General features: G+C 47.0%; 14 protein-coding genes. 10 read left to right on the top strand and 4 right to left on the bottom strand.

Annotation, left to right across the window (positions count from 1 at the left end; all coding sequences use genetic code 11):
- Positions 1-10 precede the first annotated feature (10 nt).
- The 4 genes from recD2 (at position 11) to ABDB98_RS12515 (ending at position 3,323) form a co-directional block, all read left to right on the top strand.
- Entirely contained in the window at positions 11-2,389 is a 2,379-nt protein-coding gene (gene recD2 / locus ABDB98_RS12530) for an SF1B family DNA helicase RecD2 (RefSeq protein WP_438420305.1), read from the top strand.
- 118 nt (positions 2,390-2,507) lie between these two features.
- Entirely contained in the window at positions 2,508-2,966 is a 459-nt protein-coding gene (locus ABDB98_RS12525; RefSeq protein WP_438420304.1) for a hypothetical protein, read from the top strand.
- A 12-nt stretch (positions 2,967-2,978) separates the two neighbouring features.
- The gene (locus ABDB98_RS12520; RefSeq protein ID WP_003152738.1) at positions 2,979-3,170 is read left to right on the top strand and encodes a hypothetical protein; all 192 of its coding nucleotides are present in this window, start codon (positions 2,979-2,981) and stop codon (positions 3,168-3,170) included.
- Positions 3,171-3,191: 21 nt separating this feature from the next.
- Positions 3,192-3,323 (top strand): YrzQ family protein, encoded by a 132-nt coding sequence (locus tag ABDB98_RS12515; protein ID WP_003152741.1) that lies wholly within the window; start codon positions 3,192-3,194, stop codon positions 3,321-3,323.
- A gap of 35 nt (positions 3,324-3,358) precedes the next feature.
- Here the strand turns inward: ABDB98_RS12515 and ABDB98_RS12510 are convergent, their stop codons facing one another.
- From ABDB98_RS12510 to ABDB98_RS12495, 4 genes are read right to left on the bottom strand one after another with little or no spacing between them, the layout of a single operon-like run.
- Positions 3,359-4,015, bottom strand: coding sequence for an amino acid ABC transporter permease (locus ABDB98_RS12510; RefSeq protein WP_438420302.1), 657 nt, complete (start codon positions 4,013-4,015; stop codon positions 3,359-3,361).
- A gap of 18 nt (positions 4,016-4,033) precedes the next feature.
- Positions 4,034-4,684: an amino acid ABC transporter permease gene (locus ABDB98_RS12505; protein WP_438420301.1), complete on the bottom strand. Its 651-nt coding sequence runs from the start codon at positions 4,682-4,684 to the stop codon at positions 4,034-4,036.
- Between the two features lie 57 nt (positions 4,685-4,741).
- Complete coding sequence (locus ABDB98_RS12500; RefSeq protein WP_438420300.1) at positions 4,742-5,569, bottom strand: transporter substrate-binding domain-containing protein; 828 nt, start codon at positions 5,567-5,569, stop codon at positions 4,742-4,744.
- A 20-nt stretch (positions 5,570-5,589) separates the two neighbouring features.
- Positions 5,590-6,318 (bottom strand): amino acid ABC transporter ATP-binding protein, encoded by a 729-nt coding sequence (locus ABDB98_RS12495; RefSeq protein ID WP_438420299.1) that lies wholly within the window; start codon positions 6,316-6,318, stop codon positions 5,590-5,592.
- Between the two features lie 218 nt (positions 6,319-6,536).
- On the opposite strand from ABDB98_RS12495, the gene ABDB98_RS12490 reads away from it, so the two are divergent.
- From ABDB98_RS12490 to mltG, 6 genes are all read left to right on the top strand, one after another.
- On the top strand, positions 6,537-7,598 hold the full coding sequence (locus tag ABDB98_RS12490) for an AI-2E family transporter (protein WP_438420298.1): 1,062 nt from the start codon (positions 6,537-6,539) through the stop codon (positions 7,596-7,598).
- Between the two features lie 331 nt (positions 7,599-7,929).
- On the top strand, positions 7,930-10,566 hold the full coding sequence (gene alaS / locus ABDB98_RS12485; protein ID WP_438420297.1) for an alanine--tRNA ligase: 2,637 nt from the start codon (positions 7,930-7,932) through the stop codon (positions 10,564-10,566).
- Positions 10,567-10,650: 84 nt separating this feature from the next.
- Positions 10,651-10,917, top strand: coding sequence for an IreB family regulatory phosphoprotein (locus ABDB98_RS12480; RefSeq protein ID WP_003152749.1), 267 nt, complete (start codon positions 10,651-10,653; stop codon positions 10,915-10,917).
- Positions 10,918-10,925: 8 nt separating this feature from the next.
- Positions 10,926-11,342 carry a Holliday junction resolvase RuvX gene (gene ruvX, locus ABDB98_RS12475; RefSeq protein ID WP_438420296.1) on the top strand — a complete coding sequence of 139 codons (417 nt, stop codon included), beginning with the start codon at positions 10,926-10,928 and terminating at the stop codon, positions 11,340-11,342.
- Between the two features lie 12 nt (positions 11,343-11,354).
- On the top strand, positions 11,355-11,636 hold the full coding sequence (locus ABDB98_RS12470; RefSeq protein ID WP_003152751.1) for a DUF1292 domain-containing protein: 282 nt from the start codon (positions 11,355-11,357) through the stop codon (positions 11,634-11,636).
- 110 nt (positions 11,637-11,746) lie between these two features.
- Positions 11,747-12,838 carry an endolytic transglycosylase MltG gene (gene mltG, locus ABDB98_RS12465; protein WP_438420295.1) on the top strand — a complete coding sequence of 364 codons (1,092 nt, stop codon included), beginning with the start codon at positions 11,747-11,749 and terminating at the stop codon, positions 12,836-12,838.
- The last annotated feature ends 90 nt before the right edge of the window (positions 12,839-12,928 follow it).

Raw genomic sequence — 12,928 nt, 5'->3', positions numbered from 1 at the left:
GGGAAGGCTCGTGGATCAGCTGAACATCGAGGAACAGCCGTATGTAAAAGGCGTCATTCATACGGTCATTTACCACAATGACACCAACCTGTATACAGTGCTGAAAGTCAAGGTTGCAGAAACGTCTGAGGCGATCGAAGACAAGGTCGTATCCGTAACGGGCTACTTCCCTCTGCTGCAAGAAGATGAGACTTACACATTTTACGGAAAAACCGCCACACACCCTAAGTTCGGCCTGCAATTTCAGGCTGAACACTTTAAAAAAGAAATTCCGACCACAAAAGAAGGGATCATTCACTATTTATCAAGTGATCTGTTTGAAGGAATCGGAAAAAAAACGGCGGAAGAAATCGTCAAAAAGCTTGGAGACGGCGCGCTCAATAAAATTCTGGCTGATGCATCGGTGCTTTATGATGTGCCGAAAATGTCAAAAAAGAAAGCGGACAAACTGGCGGGAGAGCTGCAGCGGCATCAGGGGCTTGAACAGATTATGATTTCTCTGAACCAATACGGTTTCGGACCTCAGCTTTCCATGAAAATTTATCAGGCTTACGAAACGGACACCTTGGAGAAAATTCAGGAAAATCCTTATCAGCTTGTAAAGGACGTGGAAGGCATCGGTTTTGTGAAAGCCGACGAGCTGGGCGGGAAAATGGGGCTGTCAGGAAACCACCCCGAGCGGGTCAAAGCGGCTATCTTATATACGATTGAATCAACGTGTCTTTCAGAAGGTCATACGTACATAGAGACAAAGCAGCTGATTATCAATACGCAAACGCTTCTGAATCAGTCAGCTGAAGGCGGCCGCGTCACGGAAATGGATGCGGCTGACGGCATCATCGCCCTCGGGGAGAGTAAGGACATCGTCATAGAAGGAGAACGCTGCTATTTTCCGTCCTTGTTTTACGCGGAACAAAACGTCGCAAAACGCGTGCTCGACATTGCGGCCCAGACGGAGTATGCCGATCAGTTTCCTGAATCGGAATTTCTTCTTGCGCTCGGTGAACTGGAAGAACGGATGAATGTCCAATACGCTCCGAGCCAAAAGGATGCGATTCAAAAAGCGCTGTCCTCGCCGATGCTTTTACTGACCGGGGGACCGGGCACGGGAAAAACGACCGTTATCAAAGGCATCGTGGAATTGTACAGTGAACTGCACGGAGTATCGCTTGACCCTGGTGATTATAAAAAAGATGAAGCCTTTCCGGTGCTGCTTGCCGCGCCGACCGGAAGAGCCGCAAAGCGAATGAGCGAATCTACGGGTCTGCCGGCTGTTACGATTCACAGGCTGCTCGGCTGGAATGGCGCTGAAGGCTTTACCTACAATGAAGATCAGCCGATTGAAGGGAAACTGATTATTATAGACGAAGCGAGTATGCTCGATATTTGGCTCGCCAGCCATTTGTTTAAGGCGCTCCCTAAGCACATTCAGCTTATCGTCGTCGGTGATGAAGACCAGCTTCCTTCCGTAGGGCCCGGGCAGGTGCTGAGAGACCTTTTGGCTTCTGAGGTGCTGCCGACCGTGCGTCTGACAGATATTTACCGTCAGGCTGAAGGGTCATCCATCGTTGAACTTGCCCATGATATGAAAAAGGGACTGCTTCCCAAAGGGCTGACCGCGCCGACAAAGGACCGCTCGTTTATCCGCTGTAATTCTTCACAAATTAAAGAAGTCGTGGATCAAGTCGTCTCGAATGCGCTAAAAAAGGGGTATACTTCTAAAGACATTCAAGTGCTCGCGCCGATGTATAGGGGAAAAGCGGGAATTAACGAACTGAACGTGCTTCTTCAAGACATCATGAATCCGCCGAAAGAAAAAAGGCGGGAGCTGAAATTCGGAGATGTCGTCTACAGGACGGGCGATAAAATATTACAGCTTGTCAACCAGCCGGAAAACAATGTGTTTAACGGAGATATCGGCGAAATCGTGTCTATCTTTTATGCCAAAGAAAATACGGAAAAAGAAGACATGGTCGTCGTCTCGTTTGACGGGAACGAAATCACCTTTACGAAAAAGGATTTCAGCCAGTTTACCCACGCTTACTGCTGTTCCATTCATAAGTCGCAGGGCAGCGAATTTCCGATTGTCGTCCTGCCTGTCGTTAAAGGCTATTATCGAATGCTCAGGAGAAATCTCCTTTATACCGCCATTACAAGAGCCAAAAAATTTCTGATTCTTTGCGGAGAAGAAGAAGCGCTTGAATGGGGCGTCAAAAACAATGATGCCACCGTCAGACAGACGTCACTTAAAAACAGGCTCACAGAGCAGACTGAAGAGATGGATGCAGAACTGGCCGCCCTGCAAAAAGAGCTGCCGTTCAGTGTTTACGATGCAAATATCGGAATGGAAGGCATCACGCCTTTTGACTTTATGGAAGAAAAAGCGTAAAGAAAACCCGGCGTATGTTCATGCGCCGGGTTTTCGCCTGTGGAAGTCATTTCAAAGTATGGCGCCCGGCTTCTTGGCAAAACCTATACGTGTTCAACAAAAGGTGGTTGATCACACTTTGAGAACATGCCATGCAGCTGAAGGACGAACCGTATATGACGAACACACCCGGCGCAGCCTGGGGGTAATATCGGATGTGTGTTTCTCTCTTGACGGCCGGTTTCTCGGTTTCGTGCTTGAGCAGAAACGCCTGTTTCACAACCGCCATCTTTTTTTAGCAGCCAGTGATATAAAAGAGATGGAACAAGAAGCCGTAGCTGCCGCCGAAGCTCACTTGCAGCCTTTGCCGAAGAGCTGTTTCACCTTTGAACAGATTAAGATGCAGCCGGTGAAATCGCCTGATGGTGAAATGTTCGGTTTGCTGGAAGATGTATACTTTTGTTTGGACAAGGGCATAATCGTAGCATATGAACTCTCGGACGGCTTCTTTTCAGATCTGGCAGGCAGACGCCAAGTGCGGCGCGCTGCCGATACGCTTATTGAAGCGGGGAAAGACGGCATCGTCCTGAACGGATAAGAGGTGTAGTCTGTGCTTGTATGTCCGAACTGCAAAAGTAAAGATATCGGCAAAATCGGAGTAAACCAATACTATTGCTGGGGCTGCTTCATAGAGCTGACGGTGGCCAAAGGCAAAATTGCGACACATCAAGTAGAGGAAGACGGCACGTTAAGCAGTCTTGATGATTTGTTTTCTGAAGACGAACGCAGTATCAATTTTTAATGTTGAAAGGAGATACGCGCGATGGGCAGAACAATGACTTCTCTATTGGCTTTAGGAGCTGGAGCCGTTATGTATCGTATGGCTTCTCAGTCCGATATGCTGAATAAAAAAGGTATGAAACGGATGAGAAGACGAGTTATGAAAATGTTCTAAGCAGAAAAAAGGATACTTCTTCGGAAGTATCCTTTTTACGTTTGTCTCGCCTCCAGCCGCCTGGCTAGAAGAGATAAGCTGTAATTGACCGCAAAATACATCAGGGCCGCCAGCAGAAAAACCGGGAAAAAATAACCCCCGTCAGCGCTTTGTCCGTTTAAAATCTGCGCATTATGAATCAGCTCGGGCAGAGCGATGACCACCGCAAGTGACGTATCCTTTAATAAAGAAATAAATTGGCTCACAATCGGAGGAGCCATACGCCTGAGCGCCTGCGGCATGATGACGAGAAAAAGAGTCTGCGTGTAGGTCAGTCCTGAAGAACGCGCCGCTTCAATCTGGCCTTTCTCAACGGATTGCAGACCGCTTCTGATGATTTCTGACAGCATGGCTGATTCAAAAATCGTCAGCGCTGTGATGGCGGCTGCGGTCATTTCCAGTTTGATGCCGATTTCCGGAAGGGCAAAAAACGTAAAGAAAATGATTAATAACAGCGGCAGGTTGCGGATGGTTTCGACAATGGCGGCTATAATGCCAGAGACGGCAGGGATTTTCGCATAGCGCAAAGTGCCGGCGGCAAGCCCGAAAATAAAACTCAGGATAATAGAAATAAGCGCAACATAAAGTGTGATCAAAAAGCCGTTCCATAAAAACAGCAGATGGTCAGGTGTATAGGCGCCGCTAAAATCCATGTTTTTCACTCTCCTTCTTTAATCACTTTTTCCGAGGCGTCTTTCCAAATAATGAACCCCGATGCTGAGCGGTATCGTTAAAATCAAATAAAAAAGCGCCGCAAAGATATAAACATCAAACACGACGAGAGTGCTTGAAGAAACGAGATCGGCCTGATACATCAAATCCAGTCCCGCCACCACTCCGAGAATTGATGAGTTTTTGACAAGGTTGAGAAATTGGTTTCCGAGCGGGGGAATCACGATTTTAACAGCCTGAGGGAGAATCACGTATCTCATCGCCTGACTGTAGGTGAAGCCTGACGATCTGGCCGCTTCCATTTGCCCCTTGGAGACAGTCTGAATTCCGGCTCTTATGGCTTCTGCGATAAAGGCGGACGTGTAAATCGTCAGTGCGATCGTTCCCGCCTGAAAGCCGTCCAGTCTCAATCCGGCGTTCGGAAGTCCGAAATAAAAAACGAATGTGATGAGGAGAAGCGGAATGTTCCGGATAAATTCCACATACGCAGTGCCGATCCATTGGAGGGGTTTGAACGTCGTGATTCTCATGACTGCGATCAGAACGCCAAGAGCGAAGCTGCCGGCCAGCGCGATGAAGCTCGCAAGCAATGTGTGCAGGAAACCGTCCAGGTACATATCGAAGTTTTCCGTTAAGATTGTAAAGTTCATGTTTTGTCACTCCTTATAAAACGGGGATGAGCATGTCTGCTCATCCCGCGGTCGATTCTATTTTGCCGGTTCTTCTTTAATCCATTTTTTGTAGATTTTTCCGTACCTGCCGTCGGCTTTCATTTTTTTCAAAGAGGCGTTGACTTCTTTGACGAGTCCGGATTGGCCTTTTTTAACGGCGATTCCGTAAGGTTCATCGGTGAATGTGCCGCCTGTCAGCTGATATTGTTTATTTTCATCTGCCATGCCGTATAAAATCGCATTATCCGTGGTGAGCGCATCTCCCTGTCCCGCTTTAAGCGCAGTGAACGCTTCGGCGTAATTTTCAAATTCCAGCACTGAGGCGTCAGGCGCTTTTTCCCTGATGTTCTGTGAGGAAGTGGAGCCTTTTACCGCCAATACTTTTGAGCTTTTTCCAAGGTCTTCGGTGCTTTTGATGCGGCTTCCTTTTTTGACGAGGAGGGACTGCCCGGCTTCAAAATAAACGTCTGAGAAATCAACTTCTTTTTTCCGCTCATCCGTTATCGTCATCGTGGCCGTGATGGCGTCGATATCGCCGTTTTGCAGCATCGGAATTCTCGTTTTTGACGTCACTTCTTTAAACTCCGCTTTTTTCTCATCTCCCAGAATATCTTTTGCAATCTGTTTGGCGATATCAATATCAAACCCTTCGATATCCCCGGAGCTTGGGTTTTTCAGTCCGAATAATCTCGTATCGGTTTTAACGCCGAAGATGATTTTGTCTCTGTCTTTAATAGAAGCTAATGTGTCTTTTCCTGTGCCCTTTGAATCCCCGGACGTTTCTTTCCCTCCGCAGGCGGCCAGCATCAAGACGGCCAGCAGTGAGATCAATCCGAAAGATAACCATTTTGTTACGCGTGACATAAGCGTTCCCCCGTTTCTTTTCAGTGATTTAAAATACGGCTTAAGAATAAACGCGCCCTCTCTTCACGAGGGCTTTCGTAAAACGCAGCCGGTGCAGCTTCCTCTAAGATGGAGCCGCCGTCGATAAACACGATGCGGTCCGCCACTTCTTTGGCGAATCCCATTTCATGTGTGACGACCACCATGGTCATTCCTTCCTTTGCAAGTGTTTTCATGACATCCAGCACTTCCCCGATCATTTCCGGATCAAGCGCGGATGTCGGTTCATCAAACAGCATCACCTCAGGCTTCATCGCAAGCCCTCTGGCAATGGCGACGCGCTGCTGCTGGCCGCCTGAAAGCTGTGAAGGGTAAGCGTCCGCTTTGTCGGGTATGCCGACTTTTTTCAGGTAATATAAGGCCGTTTCTTTTGCTTCTTCTTTTGATTGCCTGAGCACTTTGATCGGCGCGAGCATAATGTTTTGCAGAACGGTTTTATGCGGATACAGGTGAAAATGCTGAAACACCATGCCGATATTGCGGCGGACTTTATTCATATCCGTTTTTTTGTCATGGATGGAGGCGCCGTTTACCGTTAAAACGCCTCCATCAACCGTTTCCAGCTGATTAATGCAGCGGAGAAGCGTGCTTTTTCCGGATCCTGATGGTCCGATGACAACGACGACTTCCCCTTTTTTAATGTGCAGATTAATGTTCTTCAGCACGTGGAACTGTCCGTAGTGCTTATTGACATCCTGAAATGAGATCATGGTCATCCTCCTTAGAAAAACATGCGTCATATTAACTAACAGTTATGGAAATTTCTATAACGTTACGATGATTATACAAATTTCCGGAAAATATATTCAAACTTTTTAGTAATTTCAGATAATTAATTCCGTCATGAGGTCTGCGACATAAGGCGGACTTTAGGAAACGGGAATAATTCCGGCTTTCTGTCAAAAGATAAAGCAAGAGGTGAAACATCATGCTTCAAAAACCGCTGCAGCTCTTAATGTGGACGGCTGTATGGCTGCTCGTTTTGTTAACAGTGTATGTCTTTTGTATGCTCGATATGTTATGGTCACCCATATGGCTTGTTATAAAATCTCTCTTTATTCCTATATTCATTGCAGTATTTATTGCTTATCTTTTGCTTCCGATTACTGAATGGCTTCATAAGAAAGGGATGCCTAGAACTTTAAGCCTGCTTCTGATTTATTGCCTGTTTTTCGGCGGAATCGGCTGGGGGGCTTATAAAGGGGTTCCTGTTTTAATTGAACAGCTGCAGGATCTGTCTGAGAGCATTCCCGGTCTTGCCGAAAACTACAACATCATGCTGAGGCATCTGCATAATCATACAGATCATTGGCCTGACGGCATGCACCATCGGATGGATAAAATGATTCAGCAGACAGAAACGTTTCTTGCCGGCACGATTGAGAGTACAATCAGAAGCATCCGTTTCGTGCTTGATTATATCCTGATCGCGGCGACGATTCCTTTTCTCGTTTTCTATATGGTGAAGGATATAGACGTCATGAAAAAGACGGTCTGGTATTTGACGCCGAAGTCTTGGAGGAAAAGGGGGAGTGAATTTCTGCGGGATGTGGACGACTCTCTCGGCGATTATATCCGCGGGCAGCTTCTCGTTTGTTTTTTGCTCGGATTAATAGCCGGCGTTTCTTTCTGGCTGTTCGGCCTTCCTTATCCGCTGATCTTAGGTCTTGCCATCGGGATTACGAATGTCATACCGTATTTCGGTCCGTTTATCGGCGCTGTTCCGGCGCTGCTCCTTTCGCTGGCGATTTCTGCTAAAGCTGTGATCATCGTAATCGTCACGATTTTTATTCTTCAATTTATAGAAGGAAACATTTTGAGCCCGCTTATTGTCGGGCGCAGTCTCAGAATGCATCCCGTCGTGATTATGCTTGCACTTCTTGCCGGAGGAGAGCTTGCGGGCATTCCCGGCATGATTCTCGCTGTGCCTGCAGCAGCCGTTTTAAAAGTGACGGCCATTCACTTTTTGCGGATCAGGACGGAACATTGACATTCGGGTTCTGCTTGTCTATAATTTCGAGTAGAATACATACGAATCTCGAGTGACGGATATGAGTACGCCGAAGCCCTGTTTAAGAGAGAAGCTCCGATACGCTGAAAGGAGCTTCAGCAGAAGATCGGCCGAAGCTAATCCTGAGTGCAGTTAAAGGCTGCCGCAGTCCTGCGTTACGGGATGAAAGGTGACGGGCCTTTTTCGGCCTGTAATCAGGGTGGTACCGCGAGACAGCTCTCGTCCCTGTGTGAACGCATGGTTTGCATAGGGAGAGGGCTTTTTTGCTGTCGCGAAAGAGAATTTCGGGTAGTGATAAGGAGGAATATAGATGAAACACTTAACTTCTGCTGAAGTGCGTCAAATGTTTTTAGATTTTTTTAAAGAAAAAGGCCATGCCGTTGAACCGAGCGCCTCATTGGTTCCGCATGAAGATCCGTCTTTATTGTGGATCAACAGCGGCGTTGCGACGCTGAAAAAATACTTTGACGGCCGCGTTGTGCCGGAGAATCCGAGAATTGTGAACGCGCAAAAATCAATCCGCACAAATGATATTGAAAATGTGGGAAAAACGGCGCGCCACCATACGTTCTTTGAGATGCTCGGAAACTTTTCCATCGGCGATTATTTTAAAGAAGAAGCCATCACGTGGGCATGGGAGTTTTTAACGAGCGAAAAGTGGATCGGCTTTGATCCGGAGCTGCTGTCTGTAACGGTTCATCCTGAGGATGAAGAAGCTTATACGCTATGGGCCGAAAAAATCGGCGTTCCGGAAGAAAGAATCATCCGCCTGGAAGGGAACTTCTGGGATATCGGCGAAGGCCCGAGCGGACCGAATACGGAAATTTTCTATGACCGCGGCGAGAAATACGGCAATGATCCGTCAGATTCTGAATTATATCCGGGCGGCGAAAATGATCGTTATCTTGAAGTGTGGAACCTGGTATTTTCAGAGTTCAACCACAATCCGGACGGCACGTACACACCGCTTCCGAAGAAAAACATTGATACGGGCATGGGGCTTGAACGGATGGTCTCCGTTATTCAAGACGTTCCGACAAACTTTGACACTGATTTGTTTATGCCGATTATTGAAGCGGCAGAGCGCATTTCCGGAGATGCTTACGGAAAGGATGCAGTGAAGGACACGGCCTTTAAAGTGATTGCCGATCATATCAGAACAGTCGCATTTGCGGTAAGCGACGGAGCTCTGCCGTCAAACGAAGGGCGCGGGTATGTTCTGAGACGCCTCCTTCGCCGGGCTGTGCGATACGCGAAAACAATCGGTATCAGCCGTCCGTTTATGTATGAGCTGGTACCGACTGTTGCAGGAATTATGGACGCTTTCTATCCGGAGGTGAAAGAAAAGCAAGAGTTTATCGCCAAAGTCATCAAAACGGAGGAAGAGCGCTTCCATGAAACATTGAACGAAGGTCTTGCCATTTTATCTGACGTGATAAAGAAAGAAAAGGAAAAAGGCAGCGTCATCATCTCCGGAAAAGACGTATTCAAACTGTACGATACGTACGGATTCCCGGTTGAATTGACGGAGGAATACGCGGAAGATGAGCAAATGAAGGTTGATCATAAAGGCTTTGAAGCCGAAATGGAAAAACAGCGTGAACGGGCGAGAAATGCGCGCCAAGATGTAGGAAGCATGCAGGTGCAGGGCGGCGCATTGCGCGACATTACTGCAGAAAGCACGTTTGTCGGCTACAGTTCCGTAAAAGCTGAAGCGAAGGTGATCGAGCTTCTTCATGACGGGCAATTAATCAGCGAGGCGCATGAAGGGGATACCGTTCAGATTCTACTTGATGAAACGCCTTTCTATGCTGAAAGCGGCGGACAGATCGGTGACAGAGGAGTGCTGAGAAGCGCGCAGGCTGTCGTAACCATTAAAGACGTGAAAAAAGCTCCGAACGGCCAGCATGTCCACGAAGGCACAGTGGATAGCGGCACGATTCAAAAAGGCGCAAGCGTCACCGCTGAAGTGGAGGACCAAATGAGAAGCGGCGTAGTGAAAAACCATACGGCAACCCACCTTCTGCACCAGGCGCTGAAAGACGTTCTCGGCACACATGTCAACCAAGCGGGTTCACTTGTTACCGATAATCGTCTGCGTTTTGACTTCTCTCATTTCGGTCAAGTGACTAAAGAAGAACTTGAACGCATTGAAGGAATCGTCAACGAAAAAATCTGGGAGAGCATTCCGGTAGCGATTGATCTGAAACCGATCAATGAAGCAAAAGAAATGGGCGCAATGGCCCTGTTCGGCGAGAAATACGGCGATATCGTCCGCGTCGTACAAGTCGGAGATTACAGCATTGAGCTTTGCGGCGGATGCCATGTTACGAATACGGCTGAAATCGGCCTGTTTAAAATCGTATCCGAATCAGGGATCGGCGCAGGTACGCGAAGAATCGAAGCCGTAACGGGAAAAGGCGCTTATCAGGAAATGAACAGCCAGCTCAGCCTTCTGCAGCACGCTGCGGACGAGCTGAAATCAAACGTAAAAGACGTGCCGAAGCGAATCCAGTCTCTTCAAGCGGAGCTGAAGGAAGCGCAAAGAGAAAATGAATCATTGCTCAGCAAACTCGGCAATGTGGAAGCCGGAGCCATTCTGTCTAAAGTAAAAGACATCGGCGGCGTAAAAGTGCTGGCTGAAAAAGTAAACGCGAAAGACATGAACCACCTTCGCACAATGGTGGATGACCTGAAGGCGAAGCTCGGTTCTGCGGTCATCATTCTCGGCGCCGTGCAAAATGACAAAGTCAACCTGTCAGCGGGCGTAACAAAAGACCTGATCGAAAAAGGCCTTCACGCCGGCAAAATGGTCAAACAAGCGGCAGAAGTCTGCGGAGGCGGAGGCGGAGGCCGTCCGGACATGGCGCAGGCCGGCGGAAAGCAGCCTGAGAAATTGGAAGAGGCGCTCGCATCTGCGGAAGATTGGATAAAATCCGTTTTATAATCCTTTCAACTAGTGTAGAATGATGATAAGATGAGGACCTCAGGCTGAACTTTGCCTGCGAATTTGGGAAAGAGGTGCAAAACGGTGAGCTCGTTTGATAAAACGATGAAATTTAATTTCTCCGATGATTCTGCTGAAACAAACGTCGAAGAAGTGCTGATTACAGTATATGATGCGCTTCAGGAAAAGGGGTACAATCCTATCAACCAGATTGTCGGATACTTGCTGTCTGGAGACCCTGCATACATTCCTAGGCATCGCGACGCCCGGAACTTAATTCGCAAATTGGAACGTGACGAATTAATTGAGGAATTGGTAAAATCCTATCTAGAACAGCATAAAGAGGCGTAAATACACTCATGAGAATATTGGGACTTGATCTGGGAACGAAAACACTCGGCGTCGCTTTAAGCGATGAGATGGGCTGGACCGCTCAGGGCATTGAGACGATAAAAATAAACGAAGCTGAAGGAGATTACGGTCTGAACCGTTTATCCGAGCTGATGAAAGACTATAATGTAGAGAAGGTCGTGCTCGGTTTTCCGAAAAACATGAACGGGACGATCGGTCCGAGAGGCGAAGCCAGCCAAACATTTGCGAAACTGCTTGAAACAGCGTACAATGTCCCTGTTGTGCTGTGGGACGAGCGTCTGACGACGATGGCGGCTGAAAAAATGCTGATCGCGGCTGACGTCAGCAGGCAAAAACGAAAAAAAGTCATTGATAAAATGGCGGCTGTCATGATCCTTCAAGGATATCTGGACAGTTTAAACTAAGAGGTGAAAGAAATGGAACACGGCGAAAAACACATTACAATTGTCGATGATCAAGGTAACGAACAGCTTTGCGAAGTGCTGTTTACATTTGAAAACGACACATTCAACAAATCTTACGTTCTTTATTATCCGATTGATGCTCAAGACGATGATGAAATCGAAATTCACGCTTCAAGCTTCGAGCCGAACGAAAACGGCGAAGACGGCGAACTGATGCCGATTGAAACTGATGAAGAGTGGGAAATGATCGAAGAAACGCTGAATACGTTTTTAGCGGAAGAAGACGAAGAATAAAATGAACAGAAAAAGCCGGAGCGCATATGCCGCTTCGGCTTTTTTTGTAATAAATTGCCGAATGCCTGCGAATCATGTAGTATAAGAGCTGTTGGGAGGAAAATACTTGTATGAATATCAATCAGACTAAACATTCATTTCTGCGCAAAAACAAAAAAACGACGATAATACTGTCCTCCGTGATCGCTCTGATCATCATCATTTGCGGTGCTTTTTTCTATGGAAAATCTCTGCTGTCCCCGGTTGACAAAGGCAGCAAAACGACAGTCAATATTAATATTCCGAGCGGTTCTTCGGTTTCGGCAATCGCCGGAATTCTTGAGGATCAGCATGTCATCAAAAGCAAAAAAGCATTTCAGCTGTATGTGAAGTATAAAGGCGCTTCCGGATTTCAGGCGGGATTTTACCATCTGAATAAAGGAATGGACGCGGATGCGATTATCAAAAAACTGACCGCGGGATCTGCGGGGTATGCCTTTCAGATCACCGTTCCCGAAGGAAAACAGCTGACACAGATTGCCGACGCGATCGCAAAAGAAACATCATATTCAAAAGAAGAGATCATGGCAAAATTGGACGACAAAACATTTATCGACAAACTGAAAAAACAGTTTCCTGATACAATAACGGACGCCCTTTCAAACAAGAAGCTTAAGCATCCGCTCGAAGGCTATTTATACCCGGCCACATATCCGTTTAATGATCCGGATGCATCGCTTGATAAGATTTTGACGGCAATGGTTCAGGAAACAAACACCCGTATCGAAACATATAAATCTGAACTGGAAAAAAAGAAACTTTCCGTCCATAACGCCCTGACGATGGCATCGCTTATCGAAGAGGAAGCCACTGCCAAAGCCGACCGTCACAAAATCGCAAGCGTCTTTTACAACAGACTTGCAGAAAAAATGCCACTGCAGACTGACCCGACGGTATTATATGCGGCCGGCAGGCATAAGAGCCGGGTCTTCTACAAAGACCTGAAAATTGATTCTCCGTTTAACACGTATAAACATAAGGGGCTGCCGCCGGGACCGATTGCAAACGCCGGGGATTCATCGTGGGAAGCGGCTCTTAACCCTGACAAAACGGATTATCTCTATTTCCTGGCAAAATCTAACGGTGAGGTCGTATTCACGAAAACATTAAAAGATCATAATAAAGCGAAGGAAAAGTATATTTCCAAAAAAGACAGTGAATAAAGGAGGGCAAAAGCTCTCCTTTTATTCCATTCTGAAAGGTTTTATGATAAAATATATCGGGTTGTTTACTTATGGATAAAGAAGTGTCTT

The sequence above is a fragment of the Bacillus siamensis genome (assembly GCF_051628075.1).
Taxonomy (GTDB): Bacteria; Bacillota; Bacilli; order Bacillales; family Bacillaceae; genus Bacillus; species Bacillus siamensis.
This window is presented reverse-complemented; position numbering and strand designations above follow the sequence as displayed.

Coding starts and splice junctions, on each gene's coding strand:
- ABDB98_RS12515 (WP_003152741.1), top strand. CDS start 3,192: ATGGGCAGAACAATGACTTCTCTATTGGCTTTAGGAGCTGGAGCCGTT.
- ABDB98_RS12510 (WP_438420302.1), bottom strand. CDS start 4,015: ATGGATTTTAGCGGCGCCTATACACCTGACCATCTGCTGTTTTTATGG.
- ABDB98_RS12505 (WP_438420301.1), bottom strand. CDS start 4,684: ATGAACTTTACAATCTTAACGGAAAACTTCGATATGTACCTGGACGGT.
- ABDB98_RS12500 (WP_438420300.1), bottom strand. CDS start 5,569: ATGTCACGCGTAACAAAATGGTTATCTTTCGGATTGATCTCACTGCTG.
- ABDB98_RS12495 (WP_438420299.1), bottom strand. CDS start 6,318: ATGATCTCATTTCAGGATGTCAATAAGCACTACGGACAGTTCCACGTG.
- ABDB98_RS12490 (WP_438420298.1), top strand. CDS start 6,537: ATGCTTCAAAAACCGCTGCAGCTCTTAATGTGGACGGCTGTATGGCTG.
- alaS (WP_438420297.1), top strand. CDS start 7,930: ATGAAACACTTAACTTCTGCTGAAGTGCGTCAAATGTTTTTAGATTTT.
- ruvX (WP_438420296.1), top strand. CDS start 10,926: ATGAGAATATTGGGACTTGATCTGGGAACGAAAACACTCGGCGTCGCT.
- ABDB98_RS12470 (WP_003152751.1), top strand. CDS start 11,355: ATGGAACACGGCGAAAAACACATTACAATTGTCGATGATCAAGGTAAC.
- mltG (WP_438420295.1), top strand. CDS start 11,747: ATGAATATCAATCAGACTAAACATTCATTTCTGCGCAAAAACAAAAAA.